General features: G+C 60.6%; 21 protein-coding genes. 10 read left to right on the plus strand and 11 right to left on the minus strand.

Going from position 1 to position 24,987, the window contains the following annotated elements; genetic code table 11:
* Positions 1-65: 65 nt before the first annotated feature.
* From ACM3N8_RS00515 to ACM3N8_RS00525, 3 genes are all read right to left on the minus strand, one after another.
* Positions 66-2,042, minus strand: coding sequence for a Lon protease family protein (locus tag ACM3N8_RS00515; protein ID WP_290018114.1), 1,977 nt, complete (start codon positions 2,040-2,042; stop codon positions 66-68).
* Positions 2,043-2,268: 226 nt separating this feature from the next.
* Positions 2,269-3,546 (minus strand): tyrosine-type recombinase/integrase, encoded by a 1,278-nt coding sequence (locus ACM3N8_RS00520; protein WP_290018203.1) that lies wholly within the window; start codon positions 3,544-3,546, stop codon positions 2,269-2,271.
* Positions 3,547-3,838: 292 nt separating this feature from the next.
* A complete protein-coding gene (locus ACM3N8_RS00525) occupies positions 3,839-4,159 on the minus strand; it encodes a YebG family protein (protein WP_043135339.1) in 321 nt (106 codons plus the stop codon).
* 172 nt (positions 4,160-4,331) lie between these two features.
* Here ACM3N8_RS00525 and ACM3N8_RS00530 point away from each other — a divergent pair, with 172 nt between their 5' ends.
* Entirely contained in the window at positions 4,332-5,228 is an 897-nt protein-coding gene (locus ACM3N8_RS00530) for an esterase/lipase family protein (protein WP_290018205.1), read from the plus strand.
* A gap of 36 nt (positions 5,229-5,264) precedes the next feature.
* Here the strand turns inward: ACM3N8_RS00530 and ACM3N8_RS00535 are convergent, their stop codons facing one another.
* The gene (locus ACM3N8_RS00535; RefSeq protein ID WP_290018206.1) at positions 5,265-7,235 is read right to left on the minus strand and encodes an SDR family oxidoreductase; all 1,971 of its coding nucleotides are present in this window, start codon (positions 7,233-7,235) and stop codon (positions 5,265-5,267) included.
* A 247-nt stretch (positions 7,236-7,482) separates the two neighbouring features.
* Here ACM3N8_RS00535 and ACM3N8_RS00540 point away from each other — a divergent pair, with 247 nt between their 5' ends.
* The 4 genes from ACM3N8_RS00540 (at position 7,483) to ACM3N8_RS00555 (ending at position 10,837) form a co-directional block, all read left to right on the plus strand.
* On the plus strand, positions 7,483-8,064 hold the full coding sequence (locus tag ACM3N8_RS00540; RefSeq protein ID WP_290018207.1) for a phasin family protein: 582 nt from the start codon (positions 7,483-7,485) through the stop codon (positions 8,062-8,064).
* A 93-nt stretch (positions 8,065-8,157) separates the two neighbouring features.
* The gene (locus ACM3N8_RS00545; protein ID WP_241278736.1) at positions 8,158-9,342 is read left to right on the plus strand and encodes a patatin-like phospholipase family protein; all 1,185 of its coding nucleotides are present in this window, start codon (positions 8,158-8,160) and stop codon (positions 9,340-9,342) included.
* 1 nt (position 9,343) lies between these two features.
* The gene (locus tag ACM3N8_RS00550; RefSeq protein WP_043555722.1) at positions 9,344-9,994 is read left to right on the plus strand and encodes a TetR/AcrR family transcriptional regulator; all 651 of its coding nucleotides are present in this window, start codon (positions 9,344-9,346) and stop codon (positions 9,992-9,994) included.
* A 42-nt stretch (positions 9,995-10,036) separates the two neighbouring features.
* On the plus strand, positions 10,037-10,837 hold the full coding sequence (locus tag ACM3N8_RS00555) for a hypothetical protein (RefSeq protein WP_290018212.1): 801 nt from the start codon (positions 10,037-10,039) through the stop codon (positions 10,835-10,837).
* An 80-nt stretch (positions 10,838-10,917) separates the two neighbouring features.
* Here ACM3N8_RS00555 and ACM3N8_RS00560 read toward each other — a convergent pair whose 3' ends face one another.
* Together ACM3N8_RS00560 and ACM3N8_RS00565 are read right to left on the minus strand one after the other, a co-directional pair.
* The gene (locus ACM3N8_RS00560) at positions 10,918-12,345 is read right to left on the minus strand and encodes a wax ester/triacylglycerol synthase family O-acyltransferase (RefSeq protein WP_290018214.1); all 1,428 of its coding nucleotides are present in this window, start codon (positions 12,343-12,345) and stop codon (positions 10,918-10,920) included.
* A 301-nt stretch (positions 12,346-12,646) separates the two neighbouring features.
* Positions 12,647-12,979, minus strand: coding sequence for a polyhydroxyalkanoic acid system family protein (locus ACM3N8_RS00565; RefSeq protein WP_043555719.1), 333 nt, complete (start codon positions 12,977-12,979; stop codon positions 12,647-12,649).
* A gap of 259 nt (positions 12,980-13,238) precedes the next feature.
* On the opposite strand from ACM3N8_RS00565, the gene ACM3N8_RS00570 reads away from it, so the two are divergent.
* The gene (locus ACM3N8_RS00570) at positions 13,239-13,982 is read left to right on the plus strand and encodes an FFLEELY motif protein (protein WP_290018217.1); all 744 of its coding nucleotides are present in this window, start codon (positions 13,239-13,241) and stop codon (positions 13,980-13,982) included.
* 84 nt (positions 13,983-14,066) lie between these two features.
* On the opposite strand, the gene ACM3N8_RS00575 is transcribed toward ACM3N8_RS00570, so the two are convergent.
* The 3 genes from ACM3N8_RS00575 to prpB form a co-directional block, all read right to left on the minus strand.
* Positions 14,067-15,512 carry a bifunctional 2-methylcitrate dehydratase/aconitate hydratase gene (locus ACM3N8_RS00575; RefSeq protein WP_290018218.1) on the minus strand — a complete coding sequence of 482 codons (1,446 nt, stop codon included), beginning with the start codon at positions 15,510-15,512 and terminating at the stop codon, positions 14,067-14,069.
* 137 nt (positions 15,513-15,649) lie between these two features.
* Complete coding sequence (prpC, locus tag ACM3N8_RS00580) at positions 15,650-16,777, minus strand: 2-methylcitrate synthase (protein WP_290018220.1); 1,128 nt, start codon at positions 16,775-16,777, stop codon at positions 15,650-15,652.
* Between the two features lie 11 nt (positions 16,778-16,788).
* Positions 16,789-17,676, minus strand: a complete 888-nt coding sequence (gene prpB / locus ACM3N8_RS00585) for a methylisocitrate lyase (protein ID WP_264303598.1) — start codon at positions 17,674-17,676, stop codon at positions 16,789-16,791.
* A 148-nt stretch (positions 17,677-17,824) separates the two neighbouring features.
* On the opposite strand from prpB, the gene ACM3N8_RS00590 reads away from it, so the two are divergent.
* The 4 genes from ACM3N8_RS00590 to rsmF all read left to right on the plus strand — a co-directional run bounded on the left by ACM3N8_RS00590 (position 17,825) and on the right by rsmF (position 23,290).
* Positions 17,825-18,457 carry a paraquat-inducible protein A gene (locus ACM3N8_RS00590; protein ID WP_043134795.1) on the plus strand — a complete coding sequence of 211 codons (633 nt, stop codon included), beginning with the start codon at positions 17,825-17,827 and terminating at the stop codon, positions 18,455-18,457.
* The gene (locus tag ACM3N8_RS00595) at positions 18,435-19,043 is read left to right on the plus strand and encodes a paraquat-inducible protein A (protein ID WP_043134796.1); all 609 of its coding nucleotides are present in this window, start codon (positions 18,435-18,437) and stop codon (positions 19,041-19,043) included. Before ACM3N8_RS00590 ends, ACM3N8_RS00595 begins: the two co-directional genes overlap by 23 nt.
* Positions 19,044-19,176: 133 nt before the next feature.
* Complete coding sequence (locus ACM3N8_RS00600) at positions 19,177-21,729, plus strand: MlaD family protein (protein WP_241278744.1); 2,553 nt, start codon at positions 19,177-19,179, stop codon at positions 21,727-21,729.
* 130 nt (positions 21,730-21,859) lie between these two features.
* On the plus strand, positions 21,860-23,290 hold the full coding sequence (gene rsmF, locus ACM3N8_RS00605) for a 16S rRNA (cytosine(1407)-C(5))-methyltransferase RsmF (protein WP_241278849.1): 1,431 nt from the start codon (positions 21,860-21,862) through the stop codon (positions 23,288-23,290).
* A gap of 210 nt (positions 23,291-23,500) precedes the next feature.
* Here rsmF and ACM3N8_RS00610 read toward each other — a convergent pair whose 3' ends face one another.
* Both ACM3N8_RS00610 and ACM3N8_RS00615 read right to left on the minus strand, forming a co-directional pair.
* Positions 23,501-23,773, minus strand: a complete 273-nt coding sequence (locus ACM3N8_RS00610) for a RepB family protein (RefSeq protein ID WP_241278745.1) — start codon at positions 23,771-23,773, stop codon at positions 23,501-23,503.
* Positions 23,774-23,942: 169 nt separating this feature from the next.
* A complete protein-coding gene (locus ACM3N8_RS00615; protein WP_290018221.1) occupies positions 23,943-24,884 on the minus strand; it encodes a site-specific integrase in 942 nt (313 codons plus the stop codon).
* Positions 24,885-24,987 lie beyond the last annotated feature (103 nt).

Genomic DNA, 24,987 nt, shown 5'->3' on the forward strand with positions numbered 1-24,987 from the left:
ATGGGTCAAAGCCGGGCCAATTTAGCGTACACTTGTGCGCTAAACAACTCCGATCTCTTCTTTTATTACAAGCTGAACAACCGGCCCAGCAGGCGACGGAGCAAGCCACCTTTGAACGCTGTGCCATTCAGTTCATCCAGGCGCTGTTGAATTCGGCCGAACAGGGTATCCGGCATATCCGGTTCACCCGCCACGCAGCCGGTCAGCAACTCGATAGCCTCTTCCACATGATCCACCGGATGAATGTGGAACTGACCCGCCTCGACGGCTGCAATCACCTCGTCGGAGAGGTTGAGCTGCTGGGCATTGGTGCCAGGCAGCAGTATGCCTTGCTTGCCATTGAGGCCGTGGATCTTGCACACCCGGAAGAAGCCTTCAATTTTCTCGTTCACACCCCCCACCGCCTGCACATTGCCGAACTGATCGACGGCGCCGGTGACGGCAAAGTGCTGATAGATGGGCTGGCGGGCGAGGGCGGAGAGCAGGGCACACAGGCCGGTGAGGGAGGCGCTGTCACCATCGATCTCGTGGTAGGACTGCTCGAACACCAGATTGGCAGAAAGCGGCGAGGGGTTCTCGGCACCAAATTTGTTGGAGAGATAACCGTGGATGATCATCATCGCCTTGGCGTGGATATGACCAGCCAGCTCGGCCTTGCGCTCGATATCCGCCACATCGCCATCGCCCAGATGCACGGTCGCGGTGAGGCGCACCGGTTCACCGAAATCATAGGGGTGGCCCGAGACCTGGATGACGGAGAGGCCGTTGATCTGGCCAATCTCTTCACCATCGGTCTGCAGCAGGATCTGACCATCGATGACGCCCTGATCGGACTGTTCCACCAGGTAGTTGAGGCGGTAGTCCTGCTCTTCCAGGGCGAGCCGGATATGCTCATCGGTCACGGTTTCGGCTTCCATCTCGCGGGCCAGGCTGTCGGCCATGCGCATGATGGCACCAAGCTGGATCTCGGACAGAGAGAGCCACTCCTGATGATCACACAGGCGGCTGGCGTGACGGCAGATGGCCGCAATGGCGGCAGGGGTGAAGTCCAGCAGAGCCCAGCGTTCACGGATCCAGGCGAGGTATTGCAGGAACTCTGGCAAGTCTTCCTCAATATTGACCTCTGACACCAGATCCGCGCGCAGGAAGATGCGCTCGGACATGTCTCTGTCCAGCATCTGGAACTCGGCCACTTCGAGGCGATCGCCAACCAGGATCAGCTTCAGCCGGATAGGGGTCGCTTCGGGGGTGAAGAAGGGGGTCAGGGTCTTGCCTTCCTGATAGGCGTTCCAGTCCAGCTCGCCTTTCTGGATGGCGTTCTTGAGCTTGAACCAGAGGTGGGGCTGATCCAGCAGCTCGTCGAGTTGCAGAATAAGGTAGCCACCGTTGGCCTGGCGCAACAGGCCCGGCTCCAGCAGATGCTGGTTGGCATACACAGAGCCTTGCTCGGTCTGATAGTTGATGGAGCCGAACAGGGTATCCCAATTCAGATCCCGGCCATAAATCACGGGCGCTTCCTGCTCTTCATGATGGATCAGCAGGTTGATGAGCACGGGATGCTGGAACTCGAGTCCCTGGGCCACATGGGCCGCCAGATCGGAGAGGAAGTCATCGATCTTGGGATCGTTGTTCTGCTTGCGCATGATGCGGGTGACCAGGCGCTCGGCATCCAGGTGGTGACTCATCAGCTTGAGCAGCTCGCCAACCATTTCACAAAATTCGATGCCGCTACCGGGCTGCAGACGCAACCAGATAGGTTTGAACGGGTTGTTCAGGTTTTCTGTGTAACAGAGATCGAACAGGTCACCGTCCTTGCCATTGGAGGCGGCGATCAGTGTCTGACACACACCTTCATAATCTGCACCGGGGAAGCCGTTGAGCAGCATGACCGGGCAGTCGCCATCAAAACTGGCGAGACGCTTGATGCCGGAAATGGCTCTGGGTTGCAAGGCGGCGAAGGGTATGGGTTCGATCTCGCTGAGGGCAGGGAACTGTTCAATCGCAAAAGCGGGTTTTAGTTGTTCTGATGTTAATTCAGCCACTTAAGACATCCGGTCGGAGATAGGATCAATTGTTTCCATTATACACAGTTCAATTAGTGGGAACAGGAAACAAGATATCGAATTTAACATAATATACATTATGCGCGGTTGTGGTTTGTTGGGCTGAGCGAGGTGCCAGGTTCGGGTTTATCAGGCCGGAGATTCTCGCCATTGGGTTGGCCATTGAGCATGTCATCTTGATTGTTATCTCTCACTCATTGCCCGTTCATTCGTGTAACCGATCCAGCGGTTTGTGGTTGGCACTTTCATGGCGTTCGCTGTTGCCGGTGTGCAGATACTTTGAGGTGGTGTCTATGCTGTCATGGCCTGCATCGGCCTGTACATGGGATAGCGGCCGCCCGTTGAGATTGATGTCGTGGGTAATGCCGGTGTGGCGAATGGAATGCGGGGTCAGGTTGCGCATCTCGGCGGCGTCCTGGGCAAAACCGTCTTGTTCAGCCAGGTTCGCTGCGGTCTGGATGACCGTCATGACCAGTTCACGCAGTTGGCGGATCCCGAGATTGGCATTGAGTTCGCCTTGTTCCCGGCCGTGTGCGGCGGCCTTGTGGCGTACAAAGAGCGGCGTCTGCTCATTGGGTGCCGGTAATGGCGACAATCCCAGAAAGATACGATAGCGTTCGAGGGCCTCCAGCAAGGCATGGGATACCGCCACCGTGCGCCGCTTGCCACCCTTGCTGCGTGGAATGTAATACCCCCAGACGCCGGTTTTTCCATCGCGGCGAAACTGGCCCATGACGGGTGTGAAACCGGGTCTGGCTGCCACCTCGGAGATGCGCAGATAACAGGCGTACATCAGGCTTATCAGGAAGCGGCTGCGCTCGTGCTGATCTTGTGATTCGGTTGCCAGCCGGTCGGCGGCCTGCATCACGTAGGACCATTGCAACTCGCTGAAGGCCTGGCCCTGATCATCAGGTTCCTGCTGGACCGGTCGCTTGACTCGCTGCAGCAGCAGAGCCGGATTTCTGTCCATGTACTCTTCCTGGATCAAAAACTGGAAGAAGGCCGACAGGATGGCGAGCTTGGTCTTCATTGCCTGCTCGCTCAGACGGTATGGCAGCTCGCGGCCCAGTTCCCGTTTGCCGAGAAAGGGTCGCCACAAGGGATTGGGCAGCCGCTCTCCCCACTCCTTGTCGAGGATGAACTGTGCCACGTTGCGGTAGGCAATCAGCGGCTCTGGCGGCGCCTGGCAGTAGTCGAGATAACGCATCATGATGCGCCGGGTCAGATCTTTCGGGCTGATGGCCAGCTCGCTGAAACACCAGTGCAGAAACGTCGTCAACTCGCTGCGATAGGTCTTGTAGTTGTTCTCGTTGTGGCGCTGTTCCAGCAGCCAGTCGACCGCCAGTTCGTAGACGAGACCCGCATCGGGCACGTCGTTCAGGCTGAGGTTGGCCAGATACTGGTTGACCTGGGGATTGCCCGCCTCCAGGTGAGCCAGGCCATCAAACAGCGGCATGGCGGGCGGAAGTAACATAGAGGTCATGGTGGTGCTTGCTTGGTTCATGGAATGGAGGCCGGCAGCCCCGCTCAAAAGCTGATGCCGATAAATGGGGTTATCGGCATCACTGTGTGACTGACAATCCGGGCGTGTGTGAGATTGAATCGTCCGTTGCAACCTGTGTGCACAACATGCCGTCATTATTCAATGGATATGCACGCTGGTTGGAAAATTCTCGGGACAAATAGCCGTAAAAATGATTTTTAATGCTCAATATGTGAATGGCTTGTGGAGGAGCCATGAGGATAATGTCAACCCGGCGCCTCTCCCCCGTCCCTCAGGCCACGCTCTTGAGGGATTTCCCCTTGGGCTTGTCGGCATCGCTCTTCTCTGCCGTCTTTTGGGGCTCCTCTTTGGGGCTCCCCTGCCCCTTGCCACCGCGCAGCACGTTTTGCAGTACATCACGCTGTTCGGCCAGGTAGAAGGCCAGGCTCTCCTGCTGTTCGGGTTCGAGGGCGACAGGTGCCCCCGCCAGCAGGGTCATCAACTCATCGGCGGTATCCAGCAGCTTGTCATAGGCATCCGCCTCTTTCTTGCTGGCAAAGGTCATCTTCTCCACTCCCCCACGCACGACAACATATTTGATCTCAACGGCCATAGTGGCGTCCTCCTCATGATAGTGACCACAAGTATATGTACGGATATACAGTATTGCAAATAACCCTGTCCAACGGGCGTTTATCATGGTGGTCTGGCCGATTACGCGGCCGTTATCACATTGATGAAAGGGTCATTTGACATCCGCTTTACGCAAGTCGGATGATGGGCTCATGACGATCACAAGACAACTGCTCATACTGCTGCTGGTTGAAGTGACGCTCCTCGGGGGCATCGCTCATCTGGTCATTGGTCTCTCTCCCCTGCTCTCCCTGCTGTTTGTGGTGCTGGCGCTGCTGGGGCTGCGCTGCCTGGTGGTATTGCTGACCTGGGGGTTCTCCCGCTTCTACCCTGTCCCCGCCATCGGTCTTCGTGCCTGGCTGCACATGGTGATCCGGGAGATGTTCGCCTACCTGCTCACCTTCACCTGGCTGCTGCCGTTTGAGCGGCTGCTGATGGCGCCGGACAGGCTCACCCCTTCTCCCCTGCCCCTGCTGCTGGTACATGGTTATGGCTGCAGTCGCGGGATCTGGCGGCTGCAGCGCACCCGCCTGGAAGCCGCCGGCCACGTGGTTGCCACCGTGACCCTGACTCCTCCCTTTGGTCATCTCGATGACATGGTCCCCCTGCTGGCCAGGCGCATCGACGAGGTGCTGGCCGCCACCGGCGCCGCTCAGCTGGTGCTGATCGGCCACAGCATGGGCGGGCTGGTGTGCCGTGACTATCTGGCCCTGGCCGGTGGTGGCAAGGTGACACAACTCATCACCCTGGCGACCCCTCATCAGGGCAGTCAGCTGGCTGCCCTTGGCCTGGGAGACAACGCGCGGGAGATGGAGCCGGGCTCCGGCTGGCTGCAACGCTTCGCCGCCGTGCCGCTGTGCGTACCCGGAATTTCGGTGCGCACCAGCCATGACAACTTCGTGTTGCCCCAGTCCCGTCAGCGGATGGAGGGCATGGAGGACATAGAGCTCGCGGCCCTTGGTCACCTCTCCCTCATCTACTCGCGCCGTACCACGGCCCTGCTGCTGACCCTGCTTGCCCGCTCCCTGCCACAAACGAAAAGGGCCTGATTGCTCAGGCCCAGGTTTGTCGAATGCTTCCTCAAATCAGAAGTGAATGCCCTTGATCAGGGTAGATACCGCCATCTGATCCGCAGAGGCCTTGGACTCGCCGCCCTCTTTGGGATCCGAGAAGGTGCGGAAGCTGGTGTTCATGATCACCTGGGCCACCCGCGGCGCCAAGGCATGGATCACCTGACCGAACACCCCGAGCCGGGTGGCCAGTCGCACATGCTTGTTGATGATGGTGTCGCACACCAGATCGGCGGCCTCTTCCGGCGTCATCATGGGCACCTGCTCATACACCTTGGTCGGCGCCACCATGGGGGTTTTCACCAGCGGCATGTTGATGATGGAGAAGTTGACCCCCTTGTCGGCAAACTCGGACGCCGCGGTGCGCACCCAGGCGTCGAGCGCCGACTTGGAGGCGACATAGGCGGAGAAGCGCGGCGCATTGGTCAGCACCCCGATGGAGGAGATGTTGATGATGTGGCCCTTCTTCTTCTCGATCATGGTGGGCAGCACCCCCATGATCACCTTGAGGGTGCCGAAGTAGTTGAGCTGCATGGTGCGCTCCAGATCGTGGAAGCGCTCGAAAGAGTCCTCTATGGCGCGGCGGATGGAGCGGCCGGCATTGTTGATGAGGATGTCCACCCCGCCATGCTCGGCCACTATCTGCCGGGTGATCGCCTCCCCCTGCGCCAGATCCGCCAGATCCCCCTGATAGACCTGCAGGGTCAAGCCCTGCTCGGCAAACTCGGCCTGGGTTTCGGCAATCTTGTGTTCGTCCCGGGCAATGGTCAGCACTGTTGCACCCGCCTCGGCCAGCTTTCTTGCGGTGGCCTTGCCGATGCCGGAGGTGGCGCCTGTGATCAGCACCACCTTGCCCTCGACCCGGCCGCGCAGGGTGCGATCGATGAACAGCTCGGGGTCGAGGTGACGCTCCCAGTAATCCCACAGCCGCCAGGCATAGCTGTGCAGCGGGGGCACTTCGATGCCGGTCCCTTTCAACACCCGCTGGGCTTCGCGGTTGTCGAAGCGGGTGGGATAGTTGATGAGCCGGAAGATGTCCTTGGGCAGTCCGAGATCGGCGATCGCCGCATCGCGAATGCGCCGCACCGGCGTCAGCGCCATCAGCATGGTCATCAGATGGCGGGGGATGAAGCTGAACAGGGCCGCATTGATGCGAATGGCGGGCTCGGGTGCATGGGCTGCGCGGGAGAAGGTGCTCAGCATGTCGCCAACCCGCATCGGATGGGAGTCGGTCAGGTGGAACGCCTTGTTGTCCTCCCCCTCCAGGTGAGCGATATGATCGATGGCATCCACCACGAAGTTGACCGGCACCAGGTTGATGCGCCCCCCTTCGACCCCGATGGCGGGCATCCAGGGCGGCAGCATGCGGCGCAGCTTCTGGATGGTCTTGAAGAAGTAATAGGGGCCGTCCACCTTGTCCATCTCGCCGGTATTGGCATCCCCCACCACTATCCCGGGTCGGTAGATGCGCCAGGGCATGGTGCTCTCCTGGCGCACTATGCCCTCGGCCTCGTGCTTGGTCTGGAAATAGGGCATGTCGAGGTGTTCGGCCTCATCGAACATGTCTTCCCTGAACAGGCCGTCGAACAGGCCGGCCACTGCTATGGAGCTGCAGTGATGGAAGCCGCGGGCGCCGAGTCGCTCGGCCAGTTGCAGTGCCTGACGGGTACCCTCGGCGTTGACCTGCTGCTGAATGCCCGCCTTGGCGTTGAGATCATAGATGGCGGCGAGATGGAGGAAGTGATCGATCCGGCCTATGAGTGGCTCCTGCTCGGCCACACTCACGCCGAGTTGCGGATGGGTCATGTCCCCGACAACCGGAATGGCGCGCTGCGCGTCGACCCCCCAGTAGGCCAGCAGATCGGGTACCCGCTCAAGATGGGCTGCGCGCATCAAGAAATGCACCCGGCTATTTGGGCGCTGCAGCAGTTTTTTTATCAGCCGGCGGCCGATAAAACCGCTGCCCCCCGTGATGAAATAGTCCATGGTATTTATTTCCCTTACTGATTGGGCTGTTAGTTGCTGTTAGATATATCACGCTTCAAATGGAAATATTCATTTGAACGTCATCTTCGTGACCCAGACCAAAATTACCACGACTGCCTGTTCCGTTATTAGGTAGAACCCTCTATTTTTTCTCCATAGACTGAGGATGAAAGCTCAGTAATGCCACAACGAATGTACCAAGGTTGTTGTCATTACCTATATCCCACTCACCAGTAAGGAAACAATCATGGCCAAGAAATTGAAAGCGCTGGCAAGCTCGGTGACCGACAACCAGCTCACCTCGACCATCAAGGAATCCACCCAGCAGATCTGGCTGGCGGGCTTGGGCGCCTACGCCAAGGCGCAAGAGGAAGGGGGCAAGATCTTCGAAGCCCTGGTACAGGAAGGCGAGGCATTGCAGACCCGTACCCGTCAGAGCGCAGACGAGAAGATCGCTGCCATGACCGACAAGACCACGGGTACCTGGGGTCGTCTGGAGCAAGTGTTCGAGGATCGCGTGGCCCGTGCCGTCGCCAGCCTCGGCATCCCGACCCGCAAGGACATCGACAAGCTCTCCAAGCGCATGGCCGAGCTGACCGAGGTGGTGCAACAACTCATCGATGCGCAGGATGAAGAGGACGCGCCGGTCGCGGAGCACAAACCCGCCGCCGCGACTGCCGCCAAGAAACCGGTTGTCAAGAAGGCACCGGTGAAGAAAGCCGCCGCTGCCCCCATCGCCAAGGTGAAGGAAGAGGTCAAGGCACTGGCGACCGAGGTCGAGAGCGTAGTGAAAGAGGTCAAGGAGAAAGGCGAGACCGCACTCTCCTGATCTGACAAGCAACGCCTGATTGGCCTTGCGTCATAACCCACCGGCCCATGCCCTCTTGCTGGGCCGGTTTTGCTTGAGAAGGGAGGCCATGTCATGAGCACGATTGCGATTGCCCTCGCCGGAGGTGGACCTCTGGGAGGGATTTACGAGATCGGAGCCTGCGCCGCCCTGGCTGACAGCATCAAGGGGCTGCGTTTCGAGCAGGCCGACATCTACGTTGGGGTCAGCTCGGGGGCCGTGATCGCCTCTGCACTGGCCAATGGCATCTCCCCCGACAAGCTGGTGCGGATCCTGCTCAGCGACGACAGCGGCGAATTTTTCGATCCCTCCACCCTGTTGCGTCCCGCCTTCGGTGAATACGCGAAGCGGCTCTCCTCCTTGCCGCCACTGGCCTGGGAGTGCCTGGCCGATTACCTCTCCGCCCCCTGGCACAAGAGCCTGCTCGGCTCCTTGCAAGGCTTGTCCAAGGCGATCCCGACCGGCTTGTTCGACAGTCGCGGGGTGGACAGGATCCTGACCCAGTTCTTCTCTCGCCGGGGCCGCAGCAACGATTTTCGTGAACTCAAGAACCGCCTGTTCGTCATCGCCACCGAGCTCGATACCGGCCGCGCGGTCGCCTTTGGCAGCCCGGGGCTGGATCAGGTGCCCATCTCGGCGGCGGTGCAAGCCTCTGCCGCCCTGCCCGGTCTGTTTCCCCCGTCGCTGATCAATGGTCGCTACTACGTGGACGGGGCCCTGATCAAGACGCTGCACGCCTCGGTGGCGCTGCAGGAGGGGGCCGATCTGGTGTTCTGCATCAATCCGCTGGTGCCGTTTGATGCAGGGCTGGCGAGCGAGCACCCCGCCAGTCTGGTGGATAGCGGCCTGCCGGTGGTACTGGCCCAGACCTTTCGCGCCATCATCCACTCGCGCATGCACGTGGGCATGGATCGCTACAAGCACCAGTATCCACAGGCAGACGCCCTGCTGTTCGAGCCCTCTCCGGCCGATGGCAAGATGTTCTTCACCAATGTGTTCAGTTACCGGGATCGCCGCCGTCTGTGCGAGCACGCCTTCCAGCATACCCGCCGGGATCTGTGGCAGCGACGGGCCGAGCTTGGTCCCATTCTCGCCAGGCATGGTCTGGAGCTTGATCTGAGTGCACTGGCCGATGAACAGCGCTCCCTGCTGACCCCGGGCACCGGCTCGGTAGCGGCGCTGGATGCCTCACTGACCCAGTTGCAGCACTGGCTGACCCACCGTTATGGCGGCAAGGGTCGTCGCCAACCGAAGGAGTAGCATGGACCGCAAACCCAAGCGGCGGACGCGGGATCGCATCCTGGCCACCGCCCTCGCCCAGTTCAACCTGCTGGGAGAGCCGACCGTCACCACCTCCGCCATCGCGGCCGAGCTGGAGATGAGTCCGGGCAATCTCTATTACCACTTCCATAACAAGGAGGAGATAGTCAACGCCCTGTTCGGCGAGTTCGAACAGGAGATGGCCCATCTGCTCGACACTGTCACCCCCCCACTGGACGAGACGGAAGACATCTGGTTCTTCTTGCACCTGATGTTCGAGCTCATCTGGAAGTATCGCTTCTTTTACTACGACATCAGCACCCTGATGAGCGGCAACCACAAGGTGGAGCTGCGCTTCTCGGCTCTGCTGAGGCGCAAGGAGCAGACCGCCGCCGCCATCTGCCACAGCCTGTCCGGCAGTGGTTTGCTGCTGGGCAGCGACGCCCAGATCGGCGCTCTGGCGGCCAACATAGCGCTGGTGGGCACTTTCTGGATCTCCTACCAGCGGGCGTTGCACCCGCGTGCGGATGCCGACATAGCCCTGGGGGTGTTTCAGGTGATGCAGCTGGTGGCCCCTCGTCTGCGGCCCAATGCCCGCGCCCATCTGGATGCCATCGCCACCCATTACCAGCCTGCCACGACGGCGGGTTAACAGAACTGTGTTTTTGATTGTGTTTTTAACAGGGAGAATCATATGACCACTTCACAACCCAACTTGTCCGACTTCACCCCCTTCCCCTGGCCGGAGGCGGCCTATGACTATGCCGGAGAGCGCCTTGAGCAGAACTGGGATCGCCTGCACCAGGGGGATGCCGAACCCTGGCCGGAAGATGAGCAGGTACAGGAAGCCTGGCGGGCCTATCACGCCGGTGATTTCGCCCGGGCCGTCGCCCTGGGTCTGGGCGCCGGCGAGGATGGCCTCAACGTGGCGAACAAGGCGCTGGTGATCCACGCCAGCTACCTGCTGGATGACAAGTATGCCAAGCGGGAAGCGTTCGAGCTGGCCGCCAGCAACGCCGAGAAGCTGCAAAAGCGTCAGCCCGACAACGTCAACGCCTGGTATTTTCACGCCCTGGCGCTGGGCCGTTACAGCCAGGTGATTTCTGTCTCCAAGGCGTTATCCATCGGCATAGGTGACAAGATCAAGACCTGTCTGGAAAAGGCGCTGGCACTTGCCCCCGACCATGCGGAAGCCCACATCGCCTTCGGTGCCTGGCACGCCGAGATCATCGACAAGCTGGGGGCCATGATAGGTGGCATCACCTATGGCGCCAAAAAAGAGGAATCCGATCGCCATTTCAAGGCGGCGCTGGCCATCATCCCCCACTCCGCCATCGCTCGCATGGAGTACGCCAATGCCATGGTGATGATGCATGGCAAGAGCAAGATGGCGGCCGCCGAGGCGCTCTACGGCGAGGCGGCCGAGTGCGAACCCGTGGATGCCATGGAGCGGCTCGACGTGGAAGCCGCCCGTGAGGAGCTGGAGGACGAATAGTCCGGCGGCGCTGCGCAATGAGAGAGGCCAACCCCCGGGTTGGCCTCTTTGTTTCATGTCAGGTGGCGTGCCTGAGCGGTTCAGCCGTGCAGCAGCTGATCCAGCATCTCGGGATCGTAGAGCAAGTCCGGCTCCATCAGCACCAGCAACAGCAGCTGTTCGAACTCCACGGCGAAGCGCAGGGCAATGAGATCAGGGTCCGGCACCCGCTTCTTGTCGGTGATGAGGCCGAGCTGCACCTTGTTGTCATAGGAGAGGATGGAGACGCCGACCCCGATGTCACCGGCCTGAGGCACCCAGAACAGCGGCTGGCGCAGGCGGGCGCCGGCCAGATAGAGGGTCTGCTGGGGGCCGGGCACATTGGTGATGACGGCGCTGGCCTTGGCCGACAGTATGTCGATGGCCTGTTGCTGTACCGCCCTGGGGGCCATGCCCATCACCTCCAGCAAATTCAGCACCACGGCCGGTTGCAGGGAGGATTTGAGCGCCTGCATCCGATCCCGCACCGCATGGAGCCGCTGCAACGGGTGTGCTATGTCGATGGGCAGGTCCAGGGCCACCAGCCCGAAGCGGTTGCCAAGGGCCCCCTTGTCGTCGGGTGCGCGCATGTTGACCGGCACCAGCGCACGGATCTCGACGCCATCGACCTGGTCCCCCTGCGCCAGCAGATAGTGGCGAAACGCCCCTGCGGTGGCGGCGATCAGCAGATCGTTGACCGAACAGCCGAGCACCCGCCCCACCGCCTTCACGTCCGGTAGCGGGATCTGCTCAGACCAGGCTACCCGCTTGGTGCTGCCTGTCTCCCCCTTCAGCCGGGTCTTGGCATCGTCGGAGAGGGTGGCTATGGTGTAGAGCTCGGCGGTCACGTCCCGGCTGGTTTTGAGGTAATCCATCGCCTTGGTGGGATGGGTCAGCACCTCGACATACTTGGACCAGAGGGTGCCGGTCAGCTTGAGCCCGGCTCGCAGCAGGCGGCTGCCCTGATGATCGTGATCCTCGTCGCTGTCGTCGTTGGCCACCGGCTCGGGTTGCGGTCTGGGGGCCGAGATCGGGCTCTCATCCATCATGGTCAGCATGGCCCGCACCAGTGAAAAACCATCCCCCATTGCGTGATGAAAACGCATCACCAACGCCTGCCCGCCGAGGGAGGTATCCACCAGGTGCATCTCCCACAGGGGACGCTGGTGGTTGAGCGGGGTGGAGGCAAAATCGGCCACCAGCCGCTCCAGCTCCTCCTTGCCGGCCTTGCCCGGCAGGATCACCCGCTTGAGGTGCAGGTCGAGATCAAAGTCAGGATCGGTGCGCCAGTAATATTCGCCCCCCTCCAGACAGGCTTTCTGCCCAAAGCGCGGCTGTACCCGTACTGTGTGCAGCAGGCTCTCTCGCAGTCGGGTTTCATCCAGCTGACCGTCAAACATCAGTACACCGACGATCTGCATCAGATTGTTGGGCCTGTCCATCCGCAGCCAGGCGGTATCGACACAGGAGATAAGTTCACAGGGTGACATGGTATTTTCCCTACCGTTTCGCTTATTTGTCCGCGCCCTTCTCATGAAAACCAAATACTCGATGGCGAACAAACAGGTGTCGTATATGTTGGTGCCAATACGCTTCGATTAATTCTTTCTGCCGGAGCAGAACAACACGTAGCGCCGTGAACATTTCATCGCAGAACACATAATCCGCCCGCTCGCATCCTTCCGAATTATTGTTATCCGGAGGATGCGTTTCGTTCAGTTAATATACAGGAATACGAATTCCCTGATATTTCGGCGACTGTATTGGGTGAATGTTGAATTCCCGCTCGGGTTATCCCTGACTGGGACAAGGCAGACGATGATCGACATATTCGAGGATCTCCTGCTCCAGTACGCTGCGTACCGGCAGCAGCATCAGGCCGAGACGCACCTCCAGCTGCAGGCTGTTGTCGGTCAGGCAGAGAAAGCCATTGACCCCGGCGCCACGAAACATCAGCCGGGTCTCTTCCTCATCTTCCCACTCACAGTCGAGTTCGTACTCTTCGCTCATGTCCTGCGCGATGGCTTCGGCGGCGAGCCGTGCCCCCGCCAATCCCAAGGGATGCTGACGGTTGACCTTGATGGTCGACAGGCTGCTGCCGACAAGGGGATCGTATAGAAACATGCTAACTCTCTGAGCTGTGACAATATTTATTGATATTAAACATATGAATCAAACAAGTGAAAGCCATTTGCAACATAATTGGGACTCACTTAACAAAGCCGGTTGAGTAAATGCTCCATGCATTTCTCCTCGTTCCCGCTCGCGTTACACTAACAGGCAAAGGCGTACCCGAGTGGCAGTTCCGCTTCCCTGTCAGGGTTCATGTCCTCGTTTTATCTGGCCGTCAGGCCATTCGGTGCAGGTCACCAGAGAGCAGCATATGACCCAAGAAACACACATAGCCGATGACCCAGAAGCTGACGACGAGAGTACCCTGGGGCGGCTCTATCGCCAGCTCAACCGGGTTGCCTCCCTGCGCGAACAGATGCGTACCCACCCGGAAGATCAACAAGACAGGGACAGCTTGCGCCAGTGGCAGGCGGATCGGTTGGGCCGCACCCACGGCGATCTGCTGCAGAGCAAACGCTACGGGCCGGCCGCACAGTTCTTCCTGACGGATCTCTACGGCCCGGGCGATTGCGCACGCCGCGATGCGGACGTGATGCGGGTCATGCCCACCGCCGAGCGATTGCTGCCGGAGTCCGGCCTCAAGGTGCTGGCGCAGGCTATTGAACTCGATGCTCTCTCCGAGGAGCTCGACTACCTGATGGTGGTGGCGCTGCGCCGCAGGGGTGCCATCCATCGACTGACGGCAGAGGCGTATGCCCTCGCCTATCGGGAGGTGGGCGAACCCGAGCGGCGGGCTCATCAGATAACCCTGGTCACCGAGCTGGGGCTCACCTTGGACAGGCTGGCCCGCAAGCCTTTCCTTGGCACCACTCTCAAGCTGATCTCGGGACCGGCCCATCTGGCAGGGCTCGGCGAGCTCTTCTCGTTTGTCGAGCGCGGCTATCGGGTCTGCCATCAGATGGGGCGGGCCAACGAGTTTCTGGAAACCATCGCCAGCCGCGAGACGGCCATCATGCAGGCGCTGCTGGCGGGTGACAGCACAGTGCTGGATTGACCTCGGGAGTCATGCAGGCAGACATGAAAAAGCGGGCCGAATGGCCCGCTTCTCGTTTCTCGCTGTGCGCCGATAGGAAAGCGGTCAAATCACCAGCAAGTCCATAAAGGCGTGGACCGGCGTGGCGGCCAGTCGCTTGCCATCCTGGCAGAGGGCGAGGATCTCGTGGACCCGCTTGGCCGGGAAACGAGTGGCCAGGTTGTGCTGGAATTTTTCCACCAGCAGCGGTATCCCCTCCTCCCGACGACGGCGGTGACCGACCGGGTATTCCACCTCTACCTTGGCGCTGTGGCTGCCATCCTTGAAGAAGACCTGGATGGCATTGGCAATCGACCGCTTGTCCGCCTCCAGGTATTCGCGGCTGTAGCGCTTCTCTTCCTGTACCACCATCTTGGCGCGCAGCGCATCGATGCGGGGATCGGCCGCTATGCCATCCTCGTAATCCTCGGCAATGAGGCGCCCGAAGATGAGCGGCACGGCCACCATGTACTGCAGGCAGTGATCCCGGTCCGCCGGGTTGTTGAGGGTACCGACCTTGCTGATGATGCGAATGGCCGATTCGTGGGTAGTGAGCTCGATGCGGTCGATCTCGTCGAGCCGTCCTTTCACCTCCCCATGCAGCTTCATGGCGCACTCGACGGCGGTCTGGGCGTGGAACTCGGCGGGGTAAGAGATCTTGAACAGTACGTTCTCCATCACATAGCTGCCGTAGCCCTGATGCAGGGCGAACTGGTTGCCCTTGAACAGCACGTCGTAGAAGCCCCACTTGGGTGCGCTCAATACGCCGGGATAGCCCATCTCGCCGCTCATGGTAATCATTGCCAGACGCACTGCGCGGGAAGTGGCATCCCCGGCGGCCCAGCTCTTGCGCGACCCGGCGTTCGGCGCATGGCGATAGGTGCGCAGGCTCTGGCCATCGACCCAGGCCTGGGAGACCGCATCGATCACCTGATCCCGACTTCCGCCCAGCATATGGGTCACCACTGCGGTGCTGGCGACCTTCACCAGCACCACGTGATCGAGACCGACCCGGTTGAAGGAGTTCTCGAGCGCCAGCACTCCCTGAATTTCGTGAGCCTTGACCATGGCCGTCAGCACATCGGCCATGGTGAGCGGCGCCTTGCCCTCGGCCACGCGAGTGCGCGACAGCCAGTCGGCTGTGGCCAGAATGCCCCCCAGGTTGTCGGAAGGATGGCCCCATTCGGCGGCAAGCCAGGTGTCGTTGTAATCGAGCCAGCGGATGATGGCGCCTATGTCCCAGGCCGCCTTGACCGGATCGAGACAGAGCTGGGTGCCGGGCACCCGGGCGCCATGGGGCACAGTGGTGCCCGCGACTACGGGGCCCAGATGCTTGGTGCACTCGGGAAAGCGCAGGGCCAAGAGGCCACAGCCCAGGGTATCCATCAGGCAGTAGCGGGCGGTATCGAGGGCGGCCTGGCTGGTGATGGGGTGGCTGCAGACATAATCGGCAATATCGACCAGCACCTGATCGGGTTCGGGTCTGTGGTTGACGTCGACGTTGGCGGACATCGTGATTTCCTTATCGTTGTTGTGAATAGAAGGAGGTGACGCGCGACTGGGCCGCCATCGCCGACACATGACCACACAGGCCTGCTTGCGCAGGCGCCGGGCCGTGGTGGATGTCGACGATGGCAGGGCGCTGCATCTTATCGTTGTTGCAAAGAGACGAAATGACGGGGGGCCGGGCCGACATAATCGGCGCTCGGGCGAATGATCCTGTTGTGCTCGCGCTGCTCCATCACGTGGGCGCACCAGCCGGTGACCCGCGAGCAGACGAAGATGGGGGTAAACAGCTTGGTCGGGATCCCCATGTAGTGATAGGCGCTGGCATGGAAGAAGTCGGCGTTGGGGAAGAGCGCTTTCTCCTCCCACATTACCTTCTCAGCCTCGCAGGAGACGCGGTAGAGACGAGTGTCTCCCACCGCCTCGGCCAGCTTGGCCGACCACGCCTTGATGATGACGTTACGCGGATCCGAGGTGCGATAGACGGCGTGGCCAAAGCCCATGATCTTCTCCTTGGCTGCGAGTTTTGCCAGCAGCTCGCTCCTGGCCTGAACCTCATCCTGCCAGGGTTCGATCATCGCCATGGCGGCCTCGTTGGCGCCGCCGTGCAGCGGGCCGCGCAGGGTGCCGATGGCGGCGGTCACGCAGGAGAAGAGATCGGACAGGGTCGAGGCACAGACCCGGGCCGCGAAGGTGGAAGCGTTGAACTCGTGCTCGGCATAGAGAATGAGGGAGACGTGCATGACCCGGCGTTCCAGCTCGCTCGGGACCTTCTGGTGCAAGAGGGCCAGGAAGTGGCCACCGATGCACTCCTCGTTGGTATCGAGCGCGATGCGCACCCCTTCATGACTGAACTTGTACCAATAAATCAATATGCCAGGGAAGGCGGCCAGCAGGCGATCGGCCACTTCATGTTCGTGCTCGAAGCCCTCTTCCGGCTCCAGATCACCGAGCATGGAGCAGCCGGTGCGCAGCACATCCATGGGATGGGCATTGGCGGGGATGAGCTCAAGCACCTCCAGCAGGGCCTTGGGCAAGCTGCGCAGGCGACGCAGCTCGCGCTTGTAGTCCCGCAGTTGCTGTTCACTGGGCAACTCGCCCTTGAGCAGCAGATAGGCGACCTCCTCGAACTGGGCGCCGTCTGCCAGCTCCTGAATGTCATAGCCGCGATAGGTGAGCCCGGTACCGCTCTTGCCCACGGTACAGATGCTGGTCTCCCCCGCGCTCTGACCCCGCAGGCCGGCGCCGCCCAATGGCTTCTGTTGTCCCATAACCTTGCCTCCTAATCCCTGGATGTGAACAGACGATCCAGTGTCTGCTCGTAATGGTGATAGCCTAGGAAGTCATACAAGGCTTCCCGGGTCTGCATGGTGTCCACGACGGCCCTCTGGTGGCCATCCTGGCGAATGTGCTGGTAGACGTTGAGCGCGGCCTGATTGGCCGCCCGGCTGGCGCTTAACGGGTAGAGCACCATGTCGACGCCGTGGGCGGCGAGCGCCTCCTTGTCGAACAGATCTGTCTTGCCGAACTCTGTCATGTTGGCGAGGATGGGCACCCCGGCGGCCTGCTTGAAGCTGTCATACTGACCGAGCTCGGTCACCGCCTCGGCGAAGATCATGTCGGCCCCGGCGGCCACGTAGGCGGCGGCGCGCTCCAGCGCCGGGCCTATCCCCTCCACCGCCAGCGCATCGGTGCGGGCCATGATGACGAACTCCCCGTTCTCACGGGCATCCACCGCCGCCTTGATGCGATCGCACATCTCCTCCTGCGAGACCACCGCCTTGTTGGGCCTGTGGCCACAGCGCTTCTGGGCCACCTGATCTTCCATGTGCACGGCGGCGACACCGGCGCGTTCGAAGGCGCGAATGGTACGGGCGATATTGAAGGCGCCGCCCCAGCCGGTGTCGATGTCGACCAGCAGCGGCACCTTGGTCGCCGCTGTGATCCTTTCTGCGTCGATCAGCACGTCGTTGAGGGAGGTCATGCCGAGATCCGGCAGGCCATGGGAGGCATTGGCCACCCCGGCACCGGAGAGGTAAATAGCCTGAAAGCCGCTACGCTCGGCCATCAGGGCCATGTAGGCATTGATGGTGCCGACGATCTGCAGTGGCCGTTCGTTGGCAAGGGCGGTGCGAAACCGCAGACCTGCCGAGGGGGTAAGGCTGGACATCATGACTCCTTTCATTTGTCTGGTTCGACTATCTAATATCACGTTTACGTTAACGTCAATCATACTTTCGTGGCAGAACGGCGCCAGGCAAGACAGGACGCGGGTTTTAGGGTAAATTTCACCAATTCCTTCAACAGGTTGAATCGTAATGTCGGATCCCAATCCCGTGATCGTCTGCCCGGCTTGCGACTTGCTGATCGAACGCAAGTTATTGCCTCTGCGCCGCCACGCTCACTGTCCCCGCTGTCACCAGCATCTGTATGGACGCTACGCCTTTCGCCCCTCCCAGTTGATGGCGCTGACCATCACGGGGTTCCTGCTGCTGCCCTCCGCCTTCTTCGAACCGCTCATCTACCTGCGTCTGGCCGGGGTGAACTCGGATGCGAACCTGCTCAAGGGCATTTTGGTGCTGATGGTCGAGCACGAATTCTGGGTGGCGGGACTGGTGTTCTGGTGCGCCGTGCTGGCACCCGTGGGTTTGCTGCTGGGGATCTTTGCGCTGGCCTCCGGCCTTGCCAAGCGCTGGCACATACTGGCGCCGACCTTGAAGGCGGTGGAGGTGTTTCGTCACTGGGCCATGCTGGAGGTCTACATCGTCAGCCTGCTGGTCGCCCTGTTCAAGCTGATCGACATCGCCGATGTGCGCCTCGGTGGCGGCTTGCTGAGCCTGGGGATCCTGATGCTGCTCAACATGACGCTGCTGATCCTGTTTGACCCCGCCCCCTACTGGGAGCGCGTACCTCTGGAGGAACCGGATCATGTCCCAGACCAGCGCCCGTGAGCTGGGGCTGTGCCGCTGCCACACCTGCGGCCTGCTGGTGCGCTATCGGGCGGGCAGCGTCTGCCCCCGTTGCCACAGCCGGTTGCAGGTGCGCATCCCCCACTCCCTGGCCTGGTCCTGGGGTTTGCTGGCGCTGGCCACCTTCATGTTGCTGCCTGCCAATCTGCTGCCCATCACCCACTTCTACAACAAGGGATTATTGCAGTCCGACACCATCTTCAGCGGTATCATGATGCTCTATCGCAGCAAGATGTCGGGGATCGCCACCATAGTGCTGACCGCCAGCATCATAGTGCCGGTGGGCAAGATTTTGGGGCTGGGCTGGATCTGCTGGCAGTTGCAGCGGAGCAAGCCGGTGCGCCGCAAGCGCCAGCTCATCATGTATCGCATCATCGACTTCATCGGCCGCTGGTCCATGCTGGATTTGTTCGTCATCTCGCTGATGGTGGCCCTGGTGGATCGCGGCGTGCTGCTCAATGTGCGGGCTGGGCCCGGCGCCACGGCGTTTGCCGGTGTGGTGGTACTGACCATGATGTCGGCCCGCATGCTGGATACCCGCTTGCTATGGGACAAGGCGGCCCGTTGATGGCCTGTTGAACACGCATCCCGCCTGTCTGTGGATGCCCGAATGGTGAATAACCGCCTGCGCTGTCACAAGGCAAAGCGCGGGGGACTATGTATCTGAACTGCTGTTTATCTCAGCCAATTAAGGAGTCGGTATGATCGGGGCTGAACCCGTCATTGAGAAGCGTCGCTGGTTGTCGCCAGTCTGGTTGTTGCCCGTTATCGCCCTCTTGCTGGCGGGTGGCTTCATCTACCAGCAGTTTGCGAGCAGTGGCCAACTTATTCGCATCAACTTTGCCCAGGGCAACGGTATCTTGCCGGGCAAAACTCAGCTGCGCTATCAGGGCGTGGCCATCGGTGTGGTGCAGGAGCTGGAGCTGGCCGCGGACGGTCGCAAGATAGCCGTACTGGCCAAGATTGACAGCCGGGCCCGGCCGCTGATCCGCAAGGGCTCCGACTTCTGGCTGGTGAGCCCCAAGGCCTCGCTCACCGAGATCTCAGGCCTGGATACCCTGGTCTCCGGCAACTACATCAACCTGCAACCCGGTCGGGACAACAACCCGCTGGAGGAGGAGTTCGATGCGCTGGACGGCCCTCCCCCCGGCTATCAGGCACAGGGGCGCATGCTGCACCTGACCGCCGATTCGCTGGGATCGGTCGGCATCGGCGCCAAGCTCTATTTCCGCGGCATCGAGGTGGGCAGCGTCATCAACACCCGCCTTGGCCAGGACAACCAGAACGTGATCCTGGATCTGGTGATCGAGCCGCGTTTTGAACACCTCATCAAGGCCGACACCCGCTTCTGGAACATCAGCGGCATCAAGGGCTCCTTCAGCCTGGCCGGGGTCAATGTGGAAGCCGGCAGCCTCACCTCCATACTGAGTGGCGGCATAGCGTTTGATTCCCCCAAAGCCTCCCCCGAGCCGGAGAAAGGCCAGACCTTTGTCCTCTACAAGGGGCTGGCCGAAGCGGCCCGTGGCGAGCGGATCGACATAGTGGCCGGTGATCTGCCCATCAAGGAGGGGATGCCCATCCTCTATGAAGGGATCGAAATCGGCCGGGTTGACCCCATTCGTCTGACCGACAAGGGTCGGCTGGTGACGGCGCTGATCAACCCTGAACAGGCATTTAGGATCACCGGCAACAGCCGCCTCGTCTGGGAGACTGTCTCCCTCGGTGCGGCCGGTCTCAAGCATGCGGATCGCCTGCTGGCCGGCCCGGCCATTCGCCTCGACTACGTGGAAGGCGACAGGGTCAAGGCCATGACACTGAGCAGCAAGGATCAGGTCAGTGGCACCCGGGTCACTCTGCAGGCCGACGATCTGGCGGGGCTCAATGAAGGGGCGCCGCTCTGGTACAAGGGGCTGCAGGTCGGCCAGATCAGCCAGCTGACCCTGGATGCCAGGGGCAATGCCAGCGTCGCCCTGGTGGTCAACAGCCAGTATCAGCATCTGCTGGCACGGGCCCGCTTCTATCGGGCGGCGCCGCTGCAGATCGATGCCGATCTCAGCGGCATCAAGGTGGAGACCAGTCCGGCCAGCGCCTGGATCGGCGGCGGCATCAAGCTGGTGCAGGCGGCGAGCGGCGAGCGGATCAACCGTCTCTACCCGAGTCAGGAGCTGGCTCTGCTCGGCACCCGGGACGCCAAGCCCCAGCGCTGGTTGTTGAAAGCCGAACAGGCCGATGGCATCGGCATCGGCTCCCCCGTGCTCTATCTGGGGCTGGAAGCTGGCAAGGTCAAGCAGCTGCGCGCCGCCAAGGAAGGGGTCGAGATCGAGCTCGAAATCGACGGCGTCTATGCCCCCCTGCTCTCACAACAGCCGCAGTTCTGGAAAAAACCGGCGCTAGATACCCGGGTGCGGGTCGATGGTGTGCAGGTGAAGGTGGGCAATCTGGCCACCCTGCTGCGCGGCGCCATCGAGTTCGATCGACTCGGCACCGGCCGCAGCAGTCACCAGCTGTTTGACAGCAAGGAGCAGGCCAAGGCGAAAGTGCGCAGCCTCTCCCTGGTAGCCGACAGCAACCCGGGTCTGGGCCTCGGCAGCCCGATCCGCTATCGCGGGGTCGACATCGGCAAGATTGAGCAGATCGAGCTGGAGCCGTCGCTGGGTCAGGTTATCTTCAAGGCCGAGCTGGAGGGGCAGTATGCCGAGCGATTCCTGCAATCCGGCGCCCGCTTCACTCTGGTGCAGGCCAAGCTGGGGCTGGGCGGCGTCGCCCACCTCGACACCCTGATCAAGGGGGCCTTCGTGGAGGCTCAGCCAGGTCAGGGAGCCGGCAAGGATCGCTTCCCTTTGAGTCAGAGTGGTCCGGTTGGTCTGGCCTTGACCCTCAAGAGCCCCTCGGTCAATGGCCTGAGTGTCGGCAGCCCCTTGCTGTTTCGCAAGATGGTGGTGGGCAGCGTCACCGGGGTCGCGCTGGCGCGCGATGGCAGCGAGGTGCTGATCGAGGTGAATGTCGACAAGGAATATGTCCATCTGGTGCGGGCCAACACCCGCTTCTGGAATGTCTCCGGCGTCAAGGCCGACATAGGCCTGACCGGCGGCACCATAGAGGTGGAAACAGTGCAGAGCCTGCTGGCGGGCGGCATCGCCTTCAATACCCCGGAGCGGGAGATGGGGTCGACCGTCAAGGCCGGCCACAGCTACCCGCTGTATGGCAAGGCGGAGAAGGAGTGGCAGGAGTGGAGTCCTCGCATCCAGCCCTGATCTTCTCACTTGTTTCAAGCCCGGCCCTGTGTCGGGCTTGTTCATTTCCCCCTTTCTCATTGGCCGTTAAGAATATTCCTGGCCCTGTGATAAGATGTCGCCCCTCTTTTTGGGTCAGCGAGACGGCACAGTGCACGACAATACCTACCTTCCCGATCACTTCTTGCACCATATTGCGGCCATCATGCCGGCGCATCTCACCATGGATGCGTTCGTGGCCAGCTGCCGGCGCCCACTGCGCCGCAGCATACGGGTCAATACCCTGAAGATTTCGGTGCCCGCATTTGTCGAACAGATGCAACCGCTGGGCTGGCAGCTTGAGCCCGTACCCTGGTGCGAGACCGGCTTCTGGCTGAGTCGCAGCGACGAGAGCGTGCCCCTTGGCAATACCGCGGAACACCTGAGTGGCCTCTTCTATATCCAGGAAGCGAGTTCCATGCTGCCGGTGACGGCGCTATTTGCCAGCGCTCAGGTCAAGCGGGATGGCATGCTGCTGGACGCCGCCGCCGCCCCCGGCTCCAAGACTACCCAGATCGCGGCCTTGATGAACAACCAGGGCATGCTGGTTGCCAATGAATATTCCAGCAGCCGGCTCAAGGTGCTCAGCGCCAACATTCAGCGCTGCGGCGTGACCAATGTGGGCATGACCCACTTCGATGCCAAGGTGTTTGGCCAGTGGTTGCCGGAGACCTTCGACGCCATACTGCTCGACGCCCCCTGCTCCGGCGAGGGGACGGTACGCAAGGATGAAGACGCCCTGCGCAACTGGAGCATCGAGAGCATCGACGAGATTGCGGCTGTGCAGCAAGGGCTGTTGGAGAGCGCCTTTCATGCCCTGAAGCCCGGTGGTGTGCTGGTCTACTCCACTTGCACCTTGAGCGAACAGGAGAACCAGGCGGTCTGTCAGTCTTTGCTGGACAAGTTCGGCGATGCCCTGAGCGTTGACTCGCTGGCCGACCTGTTCCCCCATGCGGAGCAGGCCTGTACACCCGAAGGATATCTGCACGTTTGGCCCCAGATCTTCGACAGTGAGGGCTTTTTCGTCGCCAGATTGCGCAAGCATCACTCTGTGCCCAACACCATGTTCAAGCCGGGCAAACTCGGCAAGTTCCCCTTCTCGCCCCTGCCGGCCAAAGAGGCCGAGCCCATGTTGCGCGAGATTGAAGCCAATTTTGGCGTGGCCCCCCTGGGCCAGCTGTTTGGTCGCAATGACGAGATCTGGCTGTTCCCTCACCTGTTTGGGCAGGTGCAAGGCAAGCTGCGGTTCGATCGCATCGGCATCAAGCTGGCGGAGACCTTCAAGAAGGGTTATCGCCTCACCCATGAGTGGGCGCTGGCCTATGGCGACAAGGCCACGCTCGGGATTATCGAACTCGACAGCGCCAATGCACGGGAGTTCATGATGGGGCGGGATGTCTGGCCAGCGCAGGAAGCCGGTTCGGGCGAGGTGATCGTTCGTTATCAGGGTCATACCCTGGGCATGGGGAAGTGGGTCGGCAGCCGGGTCAAGAATGCCCTGCCCCGTGAGCTGGTGCGCGACAACAATCTGTTCGGCGCCTGAGTGCGTGAACTCACGTCTGATCGAGTCTTGAAAACCCACACTCGGGTTGAACTTTTGCTCGGATCTTGAAAAGCCTTGAGCCTTGTCTAAGCTTAAGGCTATCCGAACACCAGTTAGCGCACGGCTCTGCAAGGAGCCAATTCCCCTATGCCAGGTACAAGGAATTCGTACCTGGCTTTTTTTATGTCAGCACGTTCAGTTTCCCGTCTCTCACTCGAGTGCCTCAGCCATCTCTTGCTCAACCTGGGGTTGGGATGACAGCTCATGTTGATAGAGCAGATCGATCGCCTGCTCGATGAGTGAGGCCTGACTGTCTTCAAGGTGCATCCCCAATTCCTGTAACCGCTCGGCGTGGCGATTGCTTATCCAGCACTGCAACCTGCTATGGGTTTCCTGTTTGCGTTTCACATGCTGGCGTTGTCGTTCGGCATTGTTGTGTGGAGCAGCCGCTTGGGGCTCATTCACGTTTATTTCCTGGCTCATATAACCTTGCAATGTTTTGCTTTAACGTTTGTTATCTCTTACCTGTGGCGCATTGTTGCCTGAACAAGAGGACTTTCCCCTTCCATCGGGCACCTTGGCAAAGCGCGATAAATATATCATCAGATCAACAAGATGCAATTTAACATAAAAAATGCAGTGACGCGGAATGTCACAACAAGCCATCCAGGGCGTGATCGGAGAACTTGTGGGCGTCGTCGAAATACTCCTGTAGGGTACGCATGTCCTTGTGGCGAGTCACCTCGATGATCTTGTTCATGGGTTTGCCGGCGGTGACGGCCGAGGTGATGAATCCCCGTCGCAGGCTGTGGCCACTGACATAGAGATCGTCGATGGCCTGGCCGGTACGCCGTTTGATCATCAGGTTTATCCCCTGGGGACCGAGGGGTTCCGACATAAGCTGACCCCAGCGGTTCATGCGACGAAACAGCGCCCCCTCGCCGATCCGGCTTTTTTTAAGCCAGGTGTGCAGCGCCGAGACGGGACAATATTGCTTGCCGGGTATGAGGGCTATCTCGGTTTCATGGAGCTGATGCTTGCTCGGCTTGAGTCGAAGCCGGATCCCCTGCCCCACAAAATCGAGGTCGCTGACCTCGATTCTGGCCGCCTCCGAGCGGCGCAGAGCCCCGCTGAACATCAACAGCAGCAGAGTATGATCCCGCAAACCGGCCAGACTGGAAGTATCGATTTCATCGAGTACCCTGGCCAAGGGTTGCAGGGTCAGCGCCCCGGTCTTGCGCTTGCGGTTATCGCCAAGGCGCACTATGCCACGCATCATCTCCTTGATTTCGGCATGCTCGGTCGGCATGGGATGAACGCCCTTCTGCTTGAAGGCGTAGCGGATCCCGGCCAGTCGCCTGACCAGGGTCGCAGGTTTGCGTGGTTCACCATTGCGTAGTTCCCCTTTCCCTTCCTCTTTATCCAGCCAAACCCAGTCCGCCAATATGCCATCGGCCTGATCCGCCAGAAAATTCATGATGTCGTGATGAGTAGTTTGCAGCGGGTCAAGCCCGTGGAGCTGGCACCAGAATACGAAGATACGGGTATCAGCCTGATAGGCATTGAGGGTGGAATCCGCCTTGGCACTGCGCAAGAAGCGTCTCGCCCGACTATTGAGCTGAGGATCGAACACAGTCTGCAATGACTGATGAGCTGAGGGGGAAAGGGTCGGATAAGCCACGTAAGTCTATGATTCA

Source organism: Aeromonas sp. A04, from assembly GCF_047780465.1.
Taxonomy (GTDB): Bacteria; Pseudomonadota; Gammaproteobacteria; order Enterobacterales; family Aeromonadaceae; genus Aeromonas; species Aeromonas bestiarum.